At 67.7% G+C, this 20,000-nt stretch carries 13 protein-coding genes and 3 pseudogenes; 7 read left to right on the top strand and 9 right to left on the bottom strand.

Features of this window, described 5'->3' with window-relative positions:
* Positions 1-346: 346 nt before the first annotated feature.
* Positions 347-658, top strand: a complete 312-nt coding sequence (locus RGU41_RS05705) for a hypothetical protein (RefSeq protein ID WP_134448018.1) — start codon at positions 347-349, stop codon at positions 656-658.
* A 107-nt stretch (positions 659-765) separates the two neighbouring features.
* On the opposite strand, the gene RGU41_RS05700 is transcribed toward RGU41_RS05705, so the two are convergent.
* The 4 genes from RGU41_RS05700 to zapE all read right to left on the bottom strand — a co-directional run bounded on the left by RGU41_RS05700 (position 766) and on the right by zapE (position 4,797).
* Positions 766-1,488 (bottom strand): YqjF family protein, encoded by a 723-nt coding sequence (locus tag RGU41_RS05700; RefSeq protein WP_134448016.1) that lies wholly within the window; start codon positions 1,486-1,488, stop codon positions 766-768.
* Between the two features lie 4 nt (positions 1,489-1,492).
* The gene (locus RGU41_RS05695; RefSeq protein ID WP_241985051.1) at positions 1,493-1,999 is read right to left on the bottom strand and encodes a type II toxin-antitoxin system PemK/MazF family toxin; all 507 of its coding nucleotides are present in this window, start codon (positions 1,997-1,999) and stop codon (positions 1,493-1,495) included.
* 183 nt (positions 2,000-2,182) lie between these two features.
* Positions 2,183-3,349: an ammonium transporter gene (locus RGU41_RS05690; protein WP_416173178.1), complete on the bottom strand. Its 1,167-nt coding sequence runs from the start codon at positions 3,347-3,349 to the stop codon at positions 2,183-2,185.
* Between the two features lie 389 nt (positions 3,350-3,738).
* Entirely contained in the window at positions 3,739-4,797 is a 1,059-nt protein-coding gene (gene zapE / locus RGU41_RS05685; protein ID WP_134448012.1) for a cell division protein ZapE, read from the bottom strand.
* Between the two features lie 186 nt (positions 4,798-4,983).
* Between zapE and RGU41_RS05680 the strand changes: the two genes are divergently transcribed.
* Both RGU41_RS05680 and RGU41_RS05675 read left to right on the top strand, forming a co-directional pair.
* A complete protein-coding gene (locus tag RGU41_RS05680) occupies positions 4,984-5,886 on the top strand; it encodes a sulfurtransferase (RefSeq protein WP_134448010.1) in 903 nt (300 codons plus the stop codon).
* A 20-nt stretch (positions 5,887-5,906) separates the two neighbouring features.
* Positions 5,907-6,341: a SufE family protein gene (locus tag RGU41_RS05675; RefSeq protein WP_134448008.1), complete on the top strand. Its 435-nt coding sequence runs from the start codon at positions 5,907-5,909 to the stop codon at positions 6,339-6,341.
* Positions 6,342-6,346: 5 nt separating this feature from the next.
* Here RGU41_RS05675 and RGU41_RS05670 read toward each other — a convergent pair whose 3' ends face one another.
* The gene (locus RGU41_RS05670) at positions 6,347-7,576 is read right to left on the bottom strand and encodes an alpha/beta hydrolase family protein (protein WP_322135765.1); all 1,230 of its coding nucleotides are present in this window, start codon (positions 7,574-7,576) and stop codon (positions 6,347-6,349) included.
* A 143-nt stretch (positions 7,577-7,719) separates the two neighbouring features.
* On the opposite strand from RGU41_RS05670, the gene RGU41_RS05665 reads away from it, so the two are divergent.
* The 4 genes and pseudogenes from RGU41_RS05665 to RGU41_RS05645 all read left to right on the top strand — a co-directional run bounded on the left by RGU41_RS05665 (position 7,720) and on the right by RGU41_RS05645 (position 12,850).
* Entirely contained in the window at positions 7,720-8,229 is a 510-nt protein-coding gene (locus RGU41_RS05665; RefSeq protein ID WP_416173177.1) for a DUF3000 domain-containing protein, read from the top strand.
* A pseudogene (locus tag RGU41_RS05660) lies at positions 8,222-9,416 on the top strand (HRDC domain-containing protein). The gene RGU41_RS05665 and the pseudogene RGU41_RS05660 overlap by 8 nt, the downstream one beginning before the upstream one ends.
* 77 nt (positions 9,417-9,493) lie before the next feature.
* Complete coding sequence (locus RGU41_RS05650; RefSeq protein WP_134448000.1) at positions 9,494-10,693, top strand: thiolase family protein; 1,200 nt, start codon at positions 9,494-9,496, stop codon at positions 10,691-10,693.
* 3 nt (positions 10,694-10,696) lie between these two features.
* A complete protein-coding gene (locus RGU41_RS05645) occupies positions 10,697-12,850 on the top strand; it encodes a 3-hydroxyacyl-CoA dehydrogenase NAD-binding domain-containing protein (RefSeq protein WP_322135763.1) in 2,154 nt (717 codons plus the stop codon).
* A gap of 89 nt (positions 12,851-12,939) precedes the next feature.
* Here RGU41_RS05645 and RGU41_RS05640 read toward each other — a convergent pair.
* The 4 genes and pseudogenes from RGU41_RS05640 to acnA all read right to left on the bottom strand — a co-directional run bounded on the left by RGU41_RS05640 (position 12,940) and on the right by acnA (position 19,889).
* Positions 12,940-13,917 (bottom strand): annotated as a pseudogene (locus RGU41_RS05640) (aldo/keto reductase).
* A 112-nt stretch (positions 13,918-14,029) separates the two neighbouring features.
* Positions 14,030-14,947 carry an NAD-dependent epimerase/dehydratase family protein gene (locus RGU41_RS05635; RefSeq protein WP_322135762.1) on the bottom strand — a complete coding sequence of 306 codons (918 nt, stop codon included), beginning with the start codon at positions 14,945-14,947 and terminating at the stop codon, positions 14,030-14,032.
* A gap of 55 nt (positions 14,948-15,002) precedes the next feature.
* Positions 15,003-16,948 (bottom strand): annotated as a pseudogene (dxs, locus tag RGU41_RS05630) (1-deoxy-D-xylulose-5-phosphate synthase).
* Positions 16,949-17,069: 121 nt separating this feature from the next.
* Complete coding sequence (gene acnA, locus RGU41_RS05625) at positions 17,070-19,889, bottom strand: aconitate hydratase AcnA (protein WP_322135761.1); 2,820 nt, start codon at positions 19,887-19,889, stop codon at positions 17,070-17,072.
* Positions 19,890-20,000 lie beyond the last annotated feature (111 nt).

The raw sequence follows: 20,000 nt of genomic DNA, 5'->3' as shown, positions 1-20,000 counted from the left end.
CCAGAGGCCGGCGCGAGCGTGGAGAATCCTCCTTGCACTCTGAGTGTCCGCTGTGCCATGCTCGACCCAAGCCAGACAAGAACTACAGTTCCCGACGACTGACCCAGCGAACCCTCCGGCGCATCAGTGCGACAGAGGGCACCTTCTTGTCCAGCATCGATCTCTCGGCGCAGCGCACACGACGCCCCCTGCTGCCGTTCGTGCTTTCTGCTGCCGCACGTCACCCGAGCAGCCGCCACCCGGACGATCACCCGACCGACCTCCGGTTCCTTCAGCTGTCTGGGTTCCCCATACCCATCTGCCGCCTGCCCGTCCGGGTTCCGGCGCCCACAGAAAGGCCGTCACCATGACGACTCCCGTAGCCTCCGCAGTCAACCCCGGCAAGACCCTCGGTATTGTCGGTCTCATCCTCTCCCTCGTCTCGCTGCAGCCCTTCGGGCTCATTGTCAGCATCGTCGGCTTCGTCAAGTCGAAGAAGGCAGGACTCGGCAACGGCTTCGCCCTCGCCGGAATCATCATCAGTGTCGTCGGCATCATCGTCGTCGGGATCGTGATCGCGGTCGCAGTCAGCGCGGGCGTCAACCTTGCGGCATTCTGCACGGAGCACGGCGCAGGCGTCTTCGACAACAACGGAGTCACCGTCACCTGCGGGGCATAGTCCCCCGGCTTCCCGAACGCCCGACAGGGCCCCTCGACCGTTACCGGCGAGGGGGTCCTGTTGTCAATGGGCTCCCCGCTCGGCCGCCGGACCGCCAGTGATACGGGTCAGCCCGTTCCGAAACGGGTCGTGACGCCCGGCGAATACAGCACCGAATCCGGTACGCGCCCGCTGAGCGCCGGGAAGCCGGCCTCGGCCAGCAGAGTGTCGTCCAGGTGCACGAGCTCGGCCTGGACGAGCTCCCAGGGCTCGTGGTGGTTACGGAGGTAGACCGTGCGCCCCCTGGCACGGGTGAAAAGCGCCCAGCGCGCCGTGAGGAAGTCCGCGAGCGGTTCACCGGTCACCGGTTCCATCCCCGGCCGGACGACGATATCGGTCCTGGCCCGGCCTGCGAAGTGCCGCAGGGAGGAATAGCGGTACTCGCCCGCCACGACGGCCAGCCGCGTCCGCGACCACATGTACGGAAGTGCGAACGCGGCACGGGCAGCGAGCACCGCCGCGAGCCGCGACGCCTCGAGGGAGACGAAGACGACTCCGCGTCGCCCCTCGGCGTCGACGGCGTAGAGCCGGACATTCACCTCCACGAAATTCCCGAAGTACGGAATGGGTGGGCTGCCCCAGATCGTGGCCCGATCCAGGACGAACGGGATGAGGCCCACCCAGCTGGTGCCGTCGAATTCGTCGGGAACCAGGCCCGCGGGCAGGAGCGGTGCGACCTCGGCGGCCGGCACGCGCCAATGCACGAAGCAGAGGTGCGACCAGCGCTGGCTCGCAACAGCCCGGCCGGCGAGGGGCGGCGCAATCGACGAGGCCGGGTGACTGCTCGGCATGGTCCTAGTTCCAGCCGTAACGGCCGCGCAGGACCGTCGCGATGCGCCCGTAGCGCGCGGCATCGACCCTGGCGGCCTCACGACGCATGCCGCCCGGGTTCACGATGAAGACCCGGTCCACGTTGACCCAGCTGGGACGGCCGCTCCTGTCCCAGTCGCCGACGCCGAGCGCCACATAGTCGGGGTGCCCGGTTCGGTCCTTGCTCGTCAACTGGACGGCCAGGACGGCCCCTTTGCCCGCCTCGGCCACGATCACGACCGGGCGGTCCTTGCCGCGCCCGTCACGTTCCTCGAAGGGAACCCAGGTCCAGACGATTTCTCCAGGGTCCGGACTCGCATTCCGGGTCGGCCGGTAGGCGAGCCGTACATCACGAAGACTCCGCGGGTCGACTTCGACGGTCGCGCCCGCTCCGGTTCGACCAGGGCTCGGAACCGTCGACCGGTCACTGCGAGGCCTCGTCGGCGCGAAGAGTCGCCGCAGGGCACTGAAGAAACCGCGGATGGCTGACACAGCCACACTGTATCGCACCCGATCCGTCAGGCGCTGACGGGCGACTGCTGGGTCGACGGTCAGCATCCGCTCGTGCACAGGCACCGGATCGGACGCAAGAAGGGCGCATCCGCGTGCCGCGGATGCGCCCCTTCTTGTTTCGGCTGGCTCTGGTTTCAGCTGCCCGTGCAGAGAAAGTGCCGGTTAGACGGCGTCGAGCGCGTAGCCCTCTTCGCCGTGCACGATGGTGTCGACGCCGGCTACTTCGTCTTCGTTCGTGATGCGGAAGCCGATCGTCTTCTGGATGATCCAGCCGATGGCGTATGCCATCACGAAGGAGTAGATGCCGATGCCGAATGCCGCGAGGGCCTGCACGCCGAGCTGGTTGAAGCTGCCCGTCTGGAGGAGGCCGACGTTGTTGCCGACGAGACCGACGTAGAGCGTTCCGATGATGCCGCCGACGAGGTGGATGCCCACGACGTCCAGGGAGTCGTCGAAGCCGAGCTTGAACTTCAGGTCGATCGCGACGGCACAGACGGCGCCCACGATGAGCCCGAGGAGGATGCCCCACATCGGGGTCAGGATGTTACACGCGGGGGTGATCGCGACGAGGCCTGCGACGGCGCCCGATGCTGCACCGATCATGGTCGGCTTGCCGTCCTTGATCTTCTCAACGATCAGCCAGCCGATGATACCGGCGGCGGGTGCTGCGAGGGTGTTGATCCAGGCGAGGGCGGCGATACCGTCGACGGCGGCTTCGGAGCCGGCGTTGAAGCCGAACCAACCTACCCAGAGCATTGCCGCGCCGAGGAGGGTCAGCGGCACGTTGTGCGGCTTGGAGATGCCCTTCTTGAAGCCGACGCGCTTGCCGAGGACCAGGGCGAGGGCGAGGCCGGCCGCACCGGCGTTGATGTGCACCGCGGTGCCGCCGGCGAAGTCGTTGACCTTGAGGAGGAAGGGAGCCCAGCCGTCCGTGAGGTTGAACACCCAGTACGCGACCGGGAAGTAGACCAGGGTGGCCCAGACGCCGGCGAAGATCATCCACGCGCCGAACTTGGCCCGGTCGGCGATCGCTCCGGAGATGAGGGCGACGGTGATGATCGCGAAGGTGGCCTGGAAGCCGGCGAACGCGAGGGCGCCCAGGTCGGGTCCGCCGTCCTTGCCGCTCGTCAGGAGTGCGTTGAGGCCGATCAGCTCGGACGGGTTTCCGAGCCAGCCGCCGATGAGCGGCGGTCCGAAGGACAGGCCGTAACCGTAGACCACCCACAGCACGCCGATCAGGCCCATGGCGCCGAAGCTCATCATCATCATGGAGATGACGCTCTTCGCCTTGACCATGCCGCCGTAGAAGAAGGCCACGCCCGGAGTCATCAGGAGGACGAGGGCTGCCGCGACGAGGAGCCACAGGGAATTGATGTTTGTGGTAAGTGCATCAGTCGTATCGTCCAGCAGGACCGACAGTTCAACCATGGATATGGTTACCTCTCTCTAACTAACAGGGATGACCGCCGACGTGCACAGGGTGAGCGTGAAGCGTGTATCGGCAGGTACAGAGACAGTGTGGAGTGCACACGTTTCCGCACACGCTCAGGGATGTTTCGACCGCGTTACGCGATTGTTGACCGTGTTAACATCGTGTTTCCTGACGCCCGGTATCTCCCGACTCCGCGTTTCCCGGCTTGACTCAGCCGCCGATTCGACAGGGCCGTTCCGGCAAACAGGCACGTCAGAGCCGCATTCGGCCGCGACGGATCCCGGTTTCAGTCGTGCGGAGGGAGCTCGCCCGTTGTCAGTGCCACCATCCGCGACTGGGAGCGCTGGTACTTCTTCCGGTAGCCGCCCGCGAGCATCTCATCGTCGAAGACCTCCGCGAGGGGCAACCCGCTCGCGACGATCGGTATTTCGGCGTCGTAGACGCGATCGATGAAGGCGACCAGCCGCAGGGCATCCGTCTGGTCGGTCAACAGGTAGCTGTCGGTCAGGGCGATGACCTCGACCCCGGCGATCAGTTTGATGTACTTCGACGGATGCACGGTGCTGAGATGCCGGATCAGGGAACCGAAGTCGTCTTCCGTCACGTTCGCTCCCCTGGCCACGAGCGCCGCGACGAGCCGGTCGAGTTCGGGTCCCTCGACGGCGACGGAGTGGCCTTCGATGTCGCGCCTGCGGTAGTCGAGCCCGTCGATGCGGAGGATTTCGAAGTTCGCGGACATGGCGCGGATCTCGCGAAGGAAGTCGATGGCCGCGAACCGGCCCTCACCGAGTGAATTCGGCGGCGTATTGGAGGTCGCGGCGACCCGGGTGCCCGAGGCCACGAGCTCGCCGAGCAACCGCGTCATCAACATGGTGTCGCCCGGGTCGTCGAGTTCGAACTCGTCGATGCAGATGAGCTTCGCCCCGGAGAGCTGCCGGACCGCCGCAGCATAACCGAGCGCCCCGACGAGGGCGGTGTATTCGATGAAGGTGCCGAAGTACTTGGGGCCCGGCGCGGAGTGCCACAGCGCGGCGAGCAAGTGGGTCTTCCCGACGCCGAACCCACCGTCGAGGTAGATCCCCGGGAGTTGCGCTGGAGCCTTCCGGGTACGTGAGAAGAATCCGCCGGGGCGCTGCGGTCGCCAGGCCTCGGCGAAGGCCGTGAGCCGGTCGACGGCCTCGAGCTGGGAAGGGAAGTTCACATCGGGCCGGTAGGACTCGAATGAGGCGTGCTCGAACTGGGGAGGCGGCACGAGTTCGGCGACGATTTCGGCCCCCGTGATCTCGGGAGAGCGTTCCGCGAGCCGATGCAGCCGACTGGGAGCCCGGGGCGCCTCTGGAACCATCGTGGAATACCCGTGTTTCTGTCTCGGTTGGCCATATGGGCTGCTTTTCGGACATTCGTGTTGAAGTATTTCACCACGAATGCGCGACCAGGCCGGACCGCGTACATTCGAAGCGCGGGCCGGAAGACCAGCCTAAACCGCGTTCAAATGATCCCGGGGCACCGCCCGGCCCCACTGGAGGTTCCCATGCCCGTCGATCTCGATCCGGATGCCAAGTTCGCCGCGTACGCTCATCCCGAACGGCTCGTCAGCACGGCCTGGCTGCGCGAACACCAGGGTGATGCCGGACTCACTGTCCTCGAGTCCGACGAGGACGTGCTCCTCTATGAGAGCGGCCACATCCCCGGCGCCGTCAAGATCGACTGGCACACCGAGCTCAACGACGCGGTCCAGCGGGACTTCGTCGACAGCGCTGCCTTCGCGGCCGTCCTGGGTTCGAAGGGCATCGCGCGCGATTCCACCGTCGTGATCTACGGCGACAAGAACAACTGGTGGGCCGCGTACGCGCTCTGGGTGTTCAGCCTCTTCGGCCACCCCGACGTGCGCCTGCTCGACGGCGGCAGGGACAAGTGGATCGCCGAGGGCGGAGCCCTGACCCGCGAGGCCACGGAGGTGGCTGCCGCGGAGTACCCCCTCGTCCCCCGCAACGACGCGCCGATCCGCGCCTTCAAGGACGACGTGCTCGCACACTTCGGCCGCCCGCTCATCGACGTCCGCTCCCCCGAGGAGTACACCGGGGAGCGCACCACGATGCCCGCATACCCGGAGGAAGGCGCCCTGCGCGGCGGCCACATCCCCTCTGCGGCCTCCGTGCCGTGGGCGCGCGCCGCGGCACCGGATGCGACCTTCAAGTCCCGCGCGGAACTCGAGGCGATCTACCGCGGCGAGGCGGGGCTCCGCGAGAACGATGCCGTGATCGCGTACTGCCGGATCGGCGAGCGGTCGAGCCACACCTGGTTCGTGCTCACCCACCTGCTCGGATTCGAGGACGTGCGCAACTACGACGGTTCCTGGACGGAATGGGGCAACGCCGTGCGGGTCCCGATCGTCACGGGAGCGGCCGCCGGTACGGCCCCCGAACCCCGCTGAACCAGGACAGGATCTGATTGATGACCACCACCGAACTGCCCGCGAAACTGGCCGAGATCCAGGAAGACTTCCTCGAGCTGGAACAGAAGGACCGCTTACTCCTTCTGCTCGAGTTCGCCGATGAACTCCCCGAGCTTCCGAGCCGGTACCAGGAGCATCCCGACCTGCTCGAACGCGTCGTCGAGTGCCAGTCACCCGTGTTCATCTTCGTCGATGTCGACGACCGGGACGCGGTGCACCTGCACGCGACGGCGCCCAGGGAGTCCCCGACGACCCGGGGATTCGCGTCCATCCTCGCGCAGGGCCTCGACGGCCTGTCCGTCGCCGAGGTGCTCGCCGTGCCGGACGACTACCCGCAGACCATCGGACTCACGCAGGCGGTCTCGCCGCTCCGCATCCGTGGCATGTCCGCGATGCTCGCCCGCACCAAGCGCAAGCTGCGCGAGCGCCCCTGAGACCGCTATCCGGCCGGGTGGAGCGGATCATCAGGCCCGGTCGGTTCCGCCGGGGATTCGAGTTCGCCGAGCCAGGTCCCGATCGCCGCGTTCCATCCTTCCCTGTCATAGTTCCAGAGTTTGGTGTGCCGCGCGACGGTGAACGGTAGAAAGGTCACGATGTCGGGCCGGCGAACCGCGAGGGCGCGCGACGGGCTCGAGGGCACGTAGCCGTCGTCATCGCTGTGCATCAGGAGCACGGGGAGCTCGAGGTCGTCGGCGCGGGTCACGAAGTCGAGCCTGCGGAAGTCGATCGGACTCGCCTGGCCGGTGAGGCGGCCGCCCCACCGCCGGCCGAGGACCTGCATGGCCCCCGTGGCAACGAGGCCAGGCAGGCGAAGCGTGCTGCCCTGGAACGCGACGACGTCTGCCCAGTCGATCACAGGCGAATCGAGCACGATGCCGGAGAGCAGGTGCGGGTAGCCCGTACGCGTCGCGGTTTGCAGCACGATCGCGCCGCCCATCGACCACCCCATCAGCACGATGCTCGTCGCGCCGCGAGCCGCCGCGAAACCGATCGCCGCATCGATATCGCGCCATTCGGTATCCCCGAGTCCGTACCGGCCGTCGTCGCTTCCCGGCGCGTCGCCGTCGTTGCGATACGAGACCAGGAGGCAGCTGTAGCCCCTGTCGTGGAACACAGGGACGGCCCGCAGGGTCTCCTGCCGTCGCACACCCCGCCCGTGCACCTGGATCACCCAGCGACCGTCCGGCCGCTCGGCGGGGACCAGCCAGGCCGGGGCCTCGCCGACCTCCGTCTGCACCTGCACCTGCTCGAACGGGAGGCCGAGATCCCAGGGACCCAGATAGGAATACCCGCCGAGGCGGCCTCTGCGGGCCTCGCTCAGGTCCCCGTAGTCGATTCGGGCTATCCGGCGGATGACCGCCGTCTTCGTCACGCGGAGGACCTCGCCGAGCTGGGCGTGCCCGGACTCACGCTCGAACCAGAAGCTGTAGTCACCGGGCAACACGGAATCCGGCGTCACCGCGAGCGTGATCGTCGCGGCCTCGAGATCGACGCCGAGAACGTCGGTGTCGTCGGCGCGTGCGTCGGACGGCGTCACGATACGACGCGCCATCACGGCGGCCAGCACGCTCACTCCCGCCACCACGACCGCGGCCGCGCCGGCAACTACGAGAGCCGTGACCGCGACGACCAGTCCGCCCGGCGTCCCTGACCTCGATTTTTCCCGCACGCGTACCTCCGGCTGCCCGGCGTGCCTCACCGACCCGCCCGGAAAAAACTCTAGTCTGCAGACGTGCCCGAAACACAAGAACCACTCCCCCGGAGTTCGCCGCTGCGCTCGCGGCCATCCGCAGAGCGCACACCCGCACCGACCTGGTGCTCAGCGAAATCCCGGCCCCAGGGAAGCTCGCCCCGCACGCCGTTGCCCTCTCCGCGGATGTCGCCCCGTCACGCCACGGAGGCAACTCCGATCTCGGGACCGGCCGTTTCATCCTCCTCTATGACCCTGAGGAGCCGGAGGCCTGGGGCGGAGCATTCCGGGTGGTCTGCTTCGCGCAGGCTCCCCTCGAGACGGAGATCGGTGTCGACCCTTTCCTCGCCGAAGTGGCCTGGGCCTGGCTGATCGATGCCCTCGACTCCCACGGAGCCCGCTATACCGCGGCATCCGGAACCGCGACTAAGATTATTTCGTCGGGCTTCGGCGAACTTGCGAAGCAAGGCGACGGTGCGCAGATAGAGCTGCGTGCTTCGTGGACACCTGTGGACCACAATCTCACCGCTCACGTCGAAGGCTGGGGCGAATTGATCTGCATGCTCGCAGGTCTTCCCCCGATTGGCGAAGGAGTCAGCATGTTGTCCGCACGCCGAACTGGTCGTGGTTGATCACCGCGTGATCGATACGCGGGACGCCTATCTGGCGGCCACCGCTGCCCTCAGCGAGGGAACGGGACCGATCGGCATCGACGCCGAACGGGCATCGGGTTTCACATACTCCCAGCGCGCGTACCTGATCCAGATGTACCGGCGCGGCGCGGGCACCTTCCTGTTCGATCCGCCGGCGATCGGGGACTTCTCCGAGCTCAACGCGGCGATCGCGGGAGATGAATGGATCTTCCACGCCGCCAGTCAGGACCTCGCGTGCCTGAGGGAGGTCGGCCTCGACCCGCACATCATCTTCGACACCGAACTGGCCGCACGCCTTCTCGGCTTACCGCGGGTCGGCCTCGGCACGGTCGTCGAGGAACTCCTCGGCATCCATCTCGCCAAGGAGCATTCCGCGGCGAACTGGTCGACCAGGCCGCTCCCGGAGAGCTGGCTCGTCTACGGCGCCCTCGACGTCGAGCTCCTCCCCGACCTGCGCGACCGTATGGTCGAGATGCTCGCCGCCGACGAGAAGACCCAGATCGCCGCCCAGGAATTCCAGGCGACGCTCGACCACGAGCCCAAGCCGATCAGCGCAGAGCCCTGGCGCAGGCTGTCCGGGGTGCATTCGATTCGTTCCCAGCGCAACCTCGCCGTCGCGAGATCCCTCTGGCTTGCCCGCGACGACCTCGCCAGGCACCTCGACGTGTCGCCGGGGCGCCTCGTCCCCGACGCGTCGCTCGTCGCCGCTGCACGGGTGTTGCCGGCCAGCAGGCAGGCGCTCGCCGATCTCCGCGAGTTCAGCGGCCGCGCGAGCCGCAGCGAACTCGACAGGTGGTGGACTGCGATCCAGGACGGCATCCGCGCGACGGACCTCCCTCCCTGCGCGGAACCGGTGACGCCCTTCCCCGCCGCGGGCGTGGTCTGACCGGAATCCAGAGGCCGACCTGCGGTACAAGGCAGCGCGGCTTGCTCTCGGCCAGATCTCCGAGTCCTTCGCGATCCCGATCGAGAACCTCGTCACTCCGGACTTCGTGCGCCGGATCGCCTGGACGCCACCGGAGCCGATCGAAGTGGAATCCATCAGCGAGGCGCTCGCCGCCCTCGGTGCCCGCGACTGGCAAATTGAACTCACTGCACAACAGATCACGGCTGCCTTTGTCGAAGCCAACCAAAACATCGCCGTAACCGTCGAGGTCGATTCGTAGGATCCGTCCAAGGATTCGACCCGTCAATCGTGCCACCCTAGGATCAACCGACACCTGATCTGATTGATGGAGGCACCGTGGCCGAAAGAGCAGAAGTCGTGTTTGTGGATGGGGTTCGTACCCCGTTCGGACGCGCCGGCGAAAAGGGCATGTACTGGAACACCCGGGCGGATGATCTCGTGGTGAAGGCCATGATCGGCCTGCTGGAACGGAACCCGAAGGTTCCGGGGGAACGTATCGACGAGGTTGCGATCGCCGCGACGACGCAGTCGGGAGACCAGGGACTCACCCTCGGTCGCACCGCGGCGCTGCTGGCCGGGCTGCCGAAATCGGTGCCCGGATACGCGATCGACCGGATGTGCGCCGGTGCGATGACCGCCGTGACCACGGTCGGCGCCGCGATCGGCTTCGGGGCATACGACCTCGCCATCGCCGGCGGCGTCGAGCACATGGGCCGGCACCCGATGGGCTCCGGCGTCGACCCGAACCCGCGGTTCCTCTCCGAGCGGCTCGTCAGCGAAGACGCCCTGAACATGGGCTCGACCGCAGAGCGCATCCACGACCGCTTTCCCGAGTACACCAAGGACCGGTCGGACCGGTACGCGCTGCGCAGCCAGCAGAAGGTCGCAGCGGCGTACGCGGCAGGCAAGATCCAGCCGGACCTGGTCTCCGTCGCCATTCGCAGCGAACAGGGCTGGGGGCTCGCGACCCGCGACGAAGCGCCGCGCCCCGAGACGACCCTCGAAGGCCTCGCCACGCTGAAGACCCCGTTCCGGCCCTTCGGCCGGATCACGGCAGGCAACGCGTCCGGGCTCAACGACGGCGCGAGCGCCTGCCTGCTCGCGAGCGGCGCCGCCGCCAAGGAACTCGGCCTCAGCGTCAAGATGAAGCTCGTGAGCTTCGCCTTCGCGGGTGTCGAGCCTGAGGTCATGGGCCTCGGCCCGGTACCGTCCACCGAGAAGGCCCTCCGCAAGGCCGGCCTCGGCATCACCGACATCGGACTCTTCGAGCTCAACGAGGCCTTCGCGGTCCAGGTCATCTCCTTCCTCGATCACTTCGGCATCGACGACGACGACCCCCGCGTCAACGAGTACGGCGGTGCGATCGCGATCGGCCACCCGCTCGCCTCCTCTGGCGTGCGCCTGATGAACCAGCTCGCGCACCAGTTCGCCGAACACCCCGAGGTCCGTTACGGCCTGACCGCCATGTGCATCGGCCTCGGTCAGGGCGGCACCGTCATCTGGGAAAACCCGCACTTCAATCGGAAGGCAAAGTAAGCGATGACCGACTACACCGCACTCGATTTCTCCGAACTCGTCGCCCTCTCCGGTGACGAGGTCGTCACGCATTCCTTCGTGCGCGACATTCCCCTGTCCGGGGCGCGCACGCTCGCCCTGGTCACCCTGGACAACGGCAGGGACCACACCCGTCCGAACACCCTCGGTCCGGTCACCCTTCTCGAGTTCGCCGCCACCCTCGACGCCCTCGCCGAGCGGGCGGCACGCGGTGAGATCCACGGCGTCGCCGTCACAGGCAAGCCGTTCATCCTCGCCGCAGGCGCCGACCTCGGCAAGGTCAGCGAGATTCCCTCGCTCGCGACGGGCAAGCTGCTCGGCCAGCTCGGCCACCACGCCCTCGGGAAGCTCTCCACGCTCGGTGTGCCCTCGTTCGTCTTCATCAACGGGCTCGCACTCGGGGGCGGTCTCGAGATCGCCCTCAACGCCGACTACCGCACGGTCGACGCATCCGTCGCCGCCGTCGCCCTCCCCGAAGTGTCCCTCGGGTTGATTCCCGGCTGGGGCGGCTCCTACCTGCTGCCGAACCTGATCGGCATCGAGAACGCCCTCACCGTGATCATCTCGAACCCGCTCAAGAACCGGGTCCTCAAGGCCACCGACACCGTCGAGCTCGGCATCGCCGATGTGCTCTTCGGGTCCGCGGCATTCCTCGAGCATTCCATCGCCTGGGCGGACGGCGTGATCGCCGGCACGACGACGGTCACCCGGCCGAACAAGCCGGGAAAGATCGAGCGCCTCGTGAAGTGGGACGCCGCGATCGGAATCGCCAGGCGGATGCTCGAAAGCAGGATCGGGACTGTCGCGCTCTCCCCGTATATCGCACTCGACCTGCTCAAGGCCGCCAAGAGCGGCACACGCGAGGAGGGCTTCGAGCGCGAGGACGATTCCCTCGCCGCGCTCATCGCCGGCGACCAGCTCCAGGCCAGCATCTATGCGTTCAACCTCGTGCAGAAGCGCGCCAAGCGCCCGGCCGGTTCTCCGGACAAGAAGCTCGCGCGCCCGATCACGAAGGTCGGCGTCATCGGTGCCGGCCTGATGGCGAGCCAGTTCGCCCTGTTGTTCGTTCGCCGCCTGCAGGTGCCCGTCGTCATCACGGACCTCGACCAGGCCCGCGTCGACAAGGGCGTCGCGTACATCCACGGCGAGATCGCGACGCTGCAGTCCAAGGGCCGCATCACAGCGGACGAGGGCAACCGGCTCAGGGCTCTCGTGACGGGCACGACGGACAAGGCGAGCTTCTCCGACGCCGACTGGGTGATCGAGGCCGTGTTCGAGGAACTCGGCGTCAAGCAGGATGTCTTCGCCGAGATCGAGAAGTACGTGTCGCCGGAGGCGATCCTCGCGACGAACACCTCGTCTCTCTCCGTCGAGCAGATCGGTGCGAAGCTCGCCCGCCCGGAGCGCCTGGTCGGCTTCCACTTCTTCAATCCGGTCGCTGTGATGCCGCTCATCGAGGTCGTGAACACCCCGCAGACGAACGAGACGACCCTCTCGACCGCGATGGTGATCGCGGGCAAGCTGAGGAAGAACGCCGTGATCACGCGTGACACCCCCGGCTTCGTGGTCAACCGCATCCTCGCGAAGCTCCTCGGTGAGGCCATGCACGCTGTCGACACCGGCACCCCGTTCGAGGTCGTCGACGGCGCGATCGCGCCGTTCGGACTCCCGATGACGCCGTTCGAGCTCCTCGAACTCGTCGGGCTCAAGGTCGGAGCGCACGTCCTCGACACGCACCATGCCGCGTTCCCCGACCGGTTCTTCGAGAGCGACAACCTGCACCGGCTCGCCGAGCACGGCAAGATCCTCGAGCGCGATGCCAAGGGAAAGGTCACGGGCTTCGACAAGACCGCGAAGAAGATCGTCGCCGGCGGCACGACGCCGATGACGGGCGAGGAGATCCTGCGACGCATCGAGGACGGACTCGCCGACGAGATCAAGCGGATGCTCGACGACGACGTCGTGCACGCGGCGGAGGACATCGACCTGTGCGTGATCCTCGGGGCTGGCTGGCCGTTCCAGATGGGCGGGGCCACCCCGTACCTCGACAGGGTCGGCGCGAGCGAGCGCGTCTTCGGCGGCACGTTCCACACGCCGATGATCCGCGGAGTCTCGTCGGAGGTTCCCGTAGCCCTCTAGCGTCCGCTGCCCGCCTGAGTTGCGCAAAAACACCCTCGTCGAGTCGGCGAGGGTGTTTTTTGTGTGGCTCAGGCGGGGAGGCGCCCTGGTTACCTGTTGACCCCTGACATGTCGGCGTAGCGGTCGCCCGCGGGGGCGTCGAGCGCGCCGAGGGTGGCGAGCTGCGCTTCCGTGAGGATGAGGTCACCGGCGGCGACGTTCTCCTCGACCCTGGCGACCCGCTTGGTCCCGGGGATCGGGGCGATGTCGTCGCCCTGGGCCAGCAGCCAGGCGAGCGCCACCTGGGCGGGGGTCGCGTCGAGTTCCGCAGCGACGGCATCCACCTGTTCGACGATGCGGATGTTGGCGGCCAGGTTCTCGCCCTCGAACCGAGGGTTCGAGCGGCGGAAATCGCTCGCGTCAAGCTGGTCGAGCGAGCGGATGGTCCCGGTCAGGAAGCCGCGACCGAGCGGCGAGTATGGCACGAAGCCGATGCCGAGCTCGCGCAGGAGTGGGAGAAGCTCCTTCTTCCGGCTCTCGGCTCCACAGCGAGTATTCGGTTTGCAGCGCCGTCACGGGGTGTACGGCGTGCGCGCGGCGAATCGTGTCCGGTGCGGCCTCCGAGAGCCCGTAGTGGCCGATGACGCCCTCCTCGATGAGTTCGGCGAGGGCGCCGACGGTCTCCTCGACCGGGACGCCCGGGTCCATCCGGTGCTGGTAGTACAGGTCGATGTGGTCGGTTCCGAGTCGGGACAGGAGCCATGCACCGAGAGGCGCACGTTCTCGGGGCTGCCGTCGAGGCCCCTGCTTCCGTCGCCGCGGTGCAGGATGGTGCCGAACTTGGTCGCGACGACGACCTCGTCGCGCCGGTCGGCAAGTGCTCTTCCGAGGAGTTCTTCGTTGAGGTACGGTCCGTAGATCTCCGCGGTGTCGAAGAGCGTGACGCCGAGGTCGATCGCGCGGTGGATGGTGCGAACGGACTCCGCTTCATCCGTTCCGGCACCGGAGTAGAACGCGGACATGCCCATGCAGCCGAGTCCGAGCCGGGAGACGATGAGGCCGGTGCTGCCGAGAGTGATGTTCTTCATGCTGGGGAGAGCCTTTCCGATTCTGAGTGGAGGGAGGTCGTCGCCGACCTCGGGGATCGAGACCGTGCTGGGCGGGGTGGGTATGCTGCAACCCTAAAACCTCGAGGGCGGTTCAGGGATGACGGATGCCGACGCCGGCGAGGAGGGAACGGTACCCCTCCCGATAACTCGGGTAGGCGAAGCGGAACCCGCTCGCGAGCAGGAGGGCGTTACGACAGCGCTTGTCGCCGCCGCGAGGTCCGGGCGACGCCCGGCCCGCTGACCCGACGGGACTCGCGGGGCTGTCGGCCGATTCCCCCACCACTGTCGACGCGCGGCTCGCGAGTCCGACCGGATCGGGAACGCCGAGTTCGGCGGCGAGGAAGGCGAGGACGTCACCGCGCCGCGCGGGAAGGCTGTCCGCGCCGAGGTAGAGCGGCGCGGGCTCCGCGTCGCCGGTCACGAGGTGCACGATGGCCGCTGCCGCGTCGTCCCGATGGATGCGGTTGGTGTGGCTGGACAAACCCTCCGCAGAGGTCGTCCCGTCGCGGACCTGGCCGATCAGGCGTTCCCTGCCGGGCCCGTAGATCCCGGCGAGCCGCAGCACGGTGGCGCCGGGCAGGCGGCCGCGCAGCAGGTCCTCGGCTTCGAGGAGCACGGCACCGGTCCCGGACGAGGGCACAGCGGGAGTTCCCTCGTCGATCCAGCTCCCGTCGTTCACGCCGTACACGGCGGTCGAGGACACGAGCAGGAAGCGGCTCGGTTCGACGCCCGCCGCATCGAGGGCGTCGAGGAGGTTGCGCAGGCCGTCCACGTAGGAGGTGCGGTAGGCATCCGCGGTCGGGCCGGCCGCGGCGATCGCGACGATCACGATGTCGGTATCGGCGGGGACCACGGGCCGCTCACGGGTGAGGTCGACGGCCTGGCCCTCGATCGCGAAGGGAAGAACGCCGGGCGACCTGCGCAGCCCGACGACGCGGTGTCCGAGTGCCGCGAGCCGCAGCCCGACCTCGGTTCCGAGATCGCCGCAGCCCGCGATCATGACCGTCATCGGCATGCCCCGTCGCGCATACGCGGTGCGGGCGAGCCGGCCCAGGGTCGCCCGGTCACTCCGCGCGGCCGCCGCGCATCGTGATCGATCCCGTGTCCGTTCGATCGGCGGGGAGCGGCCGCGCGTGCGGGAGCTTGCTGCCGAGCACCATCGCCACGACGTCGCGCGCGATGTGCTGTGGCGTGAGGCCGACCCGTTCGAGGATCTCGGCGCGGGTGCCGTGGGCGAGGAATTCGTCGGGCAGTCCGAGTTCGGTGACGGCCGTGTCGACGCCGGCCTCGCGCAGGTCCTGGCGGATGCGCGTGCCGATTCCCCCGACCCGGATCCCGTCTTCGATGCTCACGACGAGGCGGTGCTCAGCGGCGAGCCCGACCAGGCTCCTGGGCACAGGGACGACCCAGCGCGGGTCGATGACGGTCGCGCCGATCCCCTGCGCTGACAGGCGCCTGGCGACGTCGAGGCCCATGGCCGCCATCGGTCCGACCGTGACGATGAGCACGTCTTTCTGCGTCGATTCGAGGAGAACGTCGACGCCGTCGTCGAGGCGGGCCACAGCGTCGAACTCGACCCCGGTGCTGCCCTTCGGGAAACGCAGCACGGTCGGTCCGTCCTCGACGGCGACGGCCTCTCCGAGCTCCTCGCGGAGCCTGGTCGAGTCGCGCGGCGCAGCGAGACGGATGCCGGGGACGACCTGAAGGATGGCAAGGTCCCAGATGCCGTGGTGGCTCGGCCCGTCCGGGCCGGTCACGCCCGCGCGGTCGAGGACGAAGGTCACCCCGGCCTTGTGCAGGGCGACGTCCATCAGGACCTGGTCGAAGGCGCGGTTGATGAAGGTCGCGTACAGGGCGACGACGGGGTGCAACCCGCCGAAGGCTAGGCCGGCGGCGCTCGTCACGGCGTGCTGCTCGGCGATGCCGACGTCGTGCACCCGGTTCGGGAACCGTTCCGCCATCCGGTGCAGCCCGGTCGGACGCAGCATGGCCGCCGTGATCCCGACGATCCGCTGGTTCTCGGTCGCGAGGTTCAGGAGTTCGTCGGCGAAGACCGAGGTCCAGGACGGCGCGCCGGGGGTCTCGGTCGACTCCCCCGTCTCCGGGTCGATCTGGCCGACCGCGTGGAACTGGTCTGCGGTGTCCTGCATGGCAGGGTTGTAGCCCTTGCCCTTCTGGGTGATCGTGTGCACGATCACCGGCGCACCGTAGTTCCTGGCCTGCTGGAGCGCCTCGAGCATCGCTTCCATGTCGTGCCCGTCGACCGGGCCGATGTACTTGATGTCGAGGTTCGAGTACAGCGCCTCGTTGTTGGAGAATCGGGCGAGGAAGCCGTGCAGCCCGCCGCGGACACCGCGGAAGAACGCACGGGCCGGTGCGCCCATGTTGTCGAAGGCGCGGCGGCTGCTCAGGTAGGCCGCGTGATAGCTGCTGCGGGTGCGCACGGTGTTGAGGAACCGGGCCATGCCGCCGATCGTCGGGGCATAGGAGCGGCCGTTGTCGTTCACGACGATGATCAGGCGGCGGGTGTTGTCGTCGCTGATGTTGTTGAGCGCTTCCCAGGTCATCCCCCGGTGAGCGCACCGTCTCCGACGACGGCGATCACGTGCCGGTCGCTCTGCCCGGTCATCTCGAAGGCGCGGGAGATGCCGTCAGCCCAGGACAGCGAGCTCGAAGCGTGGGAGCTCTCGACGATGTCGTGCACGGACTCCGAGCGCTGCGGGTACCCCGCGAGGCCGTCCTGCTGGCGGAGGCCGCTGAAGTCCTGGCGGCCGGTCAGGAGCTTGTGCACATAGGACTGGTGCCCGGTGTCGAAGACGATCGCGTCGCGCGGCGACTCGAAGACGCGGTGGATGGCGATGGTCATCTCGACCACGCCGAGGTTCGGCCCGAGGTGCCCGCCGGTCTTGGAGACCTCGCTGACCAGGAAGCCGCGGACTTCCGCCGCGAGCTGGACCAATTCTTCGAGCGAGAGGCGGTCGAGGTCACGCGGCCCCGTTATGGTCTCCAGGCAGGCTCATCGGCAACACCTTTCGAGTACGACGTCGCGGGCAGAAAGGAACCGGCGCGTAGCTTCAACAGGAGTTGAGTCTACGCGCCGGTCCCGAACGGTTACCCGGTAATCGTGCCGGTTACGCGACCAGTGAACGAAGAACGTACTGCAGGATGCCGCCGTTCCGGTAGTAGTCGGCCTCACCGGGCGTGTCGATGCGGACCACGGCGTCGAATTCGACGGTCGCCTTGCCCGCTGCCGAGTTCTCGCTCGGGGTCGCGGTCACGTGGACCGTCTTCGGGGTGACGCCGGCGTTGAGTTCCGTCAGGCCCGCGATCGAGACGATCTCGGTGCCGTCCAGTCCCAGGGACGCCCAGCTCTCGCCGGCCGGGAACTGCAGCGGGACGACGCCCATGCCGATCAGGTTCGAGCGGTGGATCCGCTCGAAGCTCTCGGTGATGACGGCCTTGACTCCGAGGAGGCTGGTTCCCTTGGCCGCCCAGTCCCGTGAGGAACCGGAGCCGTACTCCTTGCCGCCGAAGATCACGAGCGGGATGCCCGCGGCCTGGTAGTTCTGGCTCGCGTCGTAGATGAACGACTGCGGCGCGCCCGCGACGGTGAAGTCGCGGGTGTAGCCGCCCTCGACGTCGTCGAGGAGCTGGTTGCGCAGCCGGATGTTGGCGAAGGTGCCGCGCATCATGACTTCATGGTTGCCGCGGCGCGAGCCGTAGGAGTTGTAGTCGCCGCGGGCGACCCCGTGCTCGACGAGGTACGCTCCGGCGGGGCTGTCGGCCTTGATGTTGCCTGCCGGGCTGATGTGGTCGGTCGTGACAGAGTCGCCGAGCTTCGCGAGCACCCGGGCGCCGACGATGTCGCTCACCGGGGTGGTCTCGAGCGTCATGCCGTCGAAGTACGGGGGCTTCCGCACGTAGGTGGACTCGCTGTCCCACTCGAAGACTTCGCTGTCTGGCGTCGGCAGGGAGCGCCAGCGCTCGTCGCCCTCGAAGACGGCGCCGTACTCCTTCGTGAACATCTCGGTGTCGATCGAACTGTCGATCGTCGACTGCACCTCGGCGGAATCCGGCCAGATGTCCCTGAGGAACACCGGGTTGCCCTCGGTGTCGTCGCCGAGGGCATCCGTCTCGAAGTCGAAGTTCATCGAACCGGCGAGGGCGTATGCGATCACGAGCGGCGGGCTCGCCAGGTAGTTCATCTTGACGTCCGGGCTGATCCGGCCCTCGAAGTTGCGGTTGCCCGAGAGAACGGCCGTGACGGCGAGGTCGTTCTCGTTGATCGCGGCGGACACCTCGTCGATGAGCGGACCGGTGTTGCCGATGCACACGGTGCAGCCGTAGCCAACGGTGTAGAAGCCGAGGGCTTCGAGGTCACCGGTGAGGCCGGCCTTCTCGTAGTAGTCCGTGACGACCTTGGAGCCCGGTGCGAGGGTCGTCTTGACCCACGGCTTGCTCGTGAGGCCCTTCCTGACGGCGTTGCGGGCGAGGAGCCCGGCCGCGAGCATGACGCTCGGGTTGGACGTGTTCGTGCAGGAGGTGATCGCGGCGACGGCGACGGCCCCGTGGTCGAGGGTGTAGCTCGCCCCCGCGGCGGTCTCGATCGCGACCGGGCTGGAGATGGTCCGCGGCGGGTGGCTCACGTGGGTGTGCGAGATCGCGTGGGCGCTGCTCTCGTCCTGGGCGGTGAACCCGATCGGGTCGGAGGCGGGGAAGGTCGCCTCGACGGCGGCATCGACCTGCGACAGGTCCTGGGTCGCGTAGCTCTGCAGGTCGGTCTCGAACTGGTTCTTGGCGCGGCTGAGCTCGACCCGGTCCTGCGGACGCTTGGGACCGGCGATCGAGGGGACGACGGTACCGAGGTCGATCTCGAGGTACTCGCTGAAGACGGGCTCCCGGGCCGGGTCGTGCCAGAGGCCCTGCAGCTTCGCGTATGCCTCGACGAGGGCGACCTGTTCCTCGCTGCGGCCGGTGAGGCGCAGGTAGCCGAGGGTGACATCGTCGATCGGGAACATGGCGGCGGTCGAGCCGAACTCGGGGCTCATGTTGCCGATGGTCGCGCGGTTGGCGAGGGGGACCTCCGCGACGCCTTCTCCGTAGAATTCGACGAACTTGCCGACAACGCCGTGCTTGCGGAGCATCTGCGTGATGGTGAGGACGACATCCGTCGCGGTGACGCCGGTCGGGATGGAGCCGGTGAGCTTGAAGCCGACGACCTTGGGGATGAGCATGGAGACGGGCTGGCCGAGCATGGCCGCCTCTGCCTCGATGCCGCCGACGCCCCAGCCGAGAACGCCGAGACCGTTGACCATGGTCGTGTGCGAGTCTGTGCCGACGCAGGTGTCCGGGTAGGCCTGCAGCACACCGTTGACGACGCGGGTCATCGTGACGCGGGCGAGGTATTCGATGTTGACCTGGTGGACGATGCCGGTTCCCGGCGGGACGACCTTGAAGTCGTCGAAGGCGGTCTGGCCCCAGCGCAGGAACTGGTAGCGCTCGCCGTTGCGCTGGTATTCGATCTCGACGTTGCGCTCGAGGGCGTTCTCGCTGCCGAAGAGGTCGGCGATGACCGAGTGATCGATGACCAGTTCGGCGGGTGCGAGCGGGTTGATCTTGTTCGGGTCGCCACCGAGCTCTGCGACGGCCTCGCGCATCGTGGCGAGGTCGACGATGCAGGGCACGCCCGTGAAGTCCTGCATGATCACGCGGGCGGGCGTGAACTGGATCTCGGTGTCCGGTTCGCTCGTGGGAACCCAGGCGCCGAGGGCGCGGATGTGATCGGCCGTGATGTTGGCGCCGTCTTCGGTGCGGAGGAGGTTCTCCAGCAGCACCTTGAGACTGAACGGCAGCAATTCGTAACCCTGCACCGAGTCCAGGCGAAAGACCTCATAGTCTGTCGCTCCGACGCGGAGGGTGTCCTTGGCTCCAAAACTGTTTAACGCAGACACGATGCCCTCTCCTTTGTGGAAACTGACGGGAATCCGTCCGCAGTCCCCAATCCTGACGAACGGACCAGCGCAAGGCCAGCAAGGGTAACCTAACCGGCGGCGTCACCGAAC

The organism is Cryobacterium sp. 10C3 (assembly GCF_034314285.1).
In the GTDB taxonomy this organism is placed as follows: domain Bacteria; phylum Actinomycetota; class Actinomycetes; order Actinomycetales; family Microbacteriaceae; genus Cryobacterium; species Cryobacterium glucosi.
Note: the sequence above shows the minus strand (reverse complement) of the source record. Positions and strands in the feature narration are given on the sequence as shown.

Bases quoted from the DNA above. Each gene is read 5' to 3' on its own strand.
- zapE (WP_134448012.1), bottom strand. From the start codon at position 4,797: ATGGTTCCAGAGGCGCCCCGGGCTCCCAGTCGGCTGCATCGGCTCGCG.
- RGU41_RS05690 (WP_416173178.1), bottom strand. From the start codon at position 3,349: ATGACTCCGGGCGTGGCCTTCTTCTACGGCGGCATGGTCAAGGCGAAG.
- RGU41_RS05635 (WP_322135762.1), bottom strand. From the start codon at position 14,947: ATGACGGTCATGATCGCGGGCTGCGGCGATCTCGGAACCGAGGTCGGG.
- RGU41_RS05705 (WP_134448018.1), top strand. From the start codon at position 347: ATGACGACTCCCGTAGCCTCCGCAGTCAACCCCGGCAAGACCCTCGGT.
- RGU41_RS05700 (WP_134448016.1), bottom strand. From the start codon at position 1,488: ATGCCGAGCAGTCACCCGGCCTCGTCGATTGCGCCGCCCCTCGCCGGC.
- RGU41_RS05645 (WP_322135763.1), top strand. From the start codon at position 10,697: ATGACCGACTACACCGCACTCGATTTCTCCGAACTCGTCGCCCTCTCC.
- RGU41_RS05675 (WP_134448008.1), top strand. From the start codon at position 5,907: ATGACCACCACCGAACTGCCCGCGAAACTGGCCGAGATCCAGGAAGAC.
- RGU41_RS05680 (WP_134448010.1), top strand. From the start codon at position 4,984: ATGCCCGTCGATCTCGATCCGGATGCCAAGTTCGCCGCGTACGCTCAT.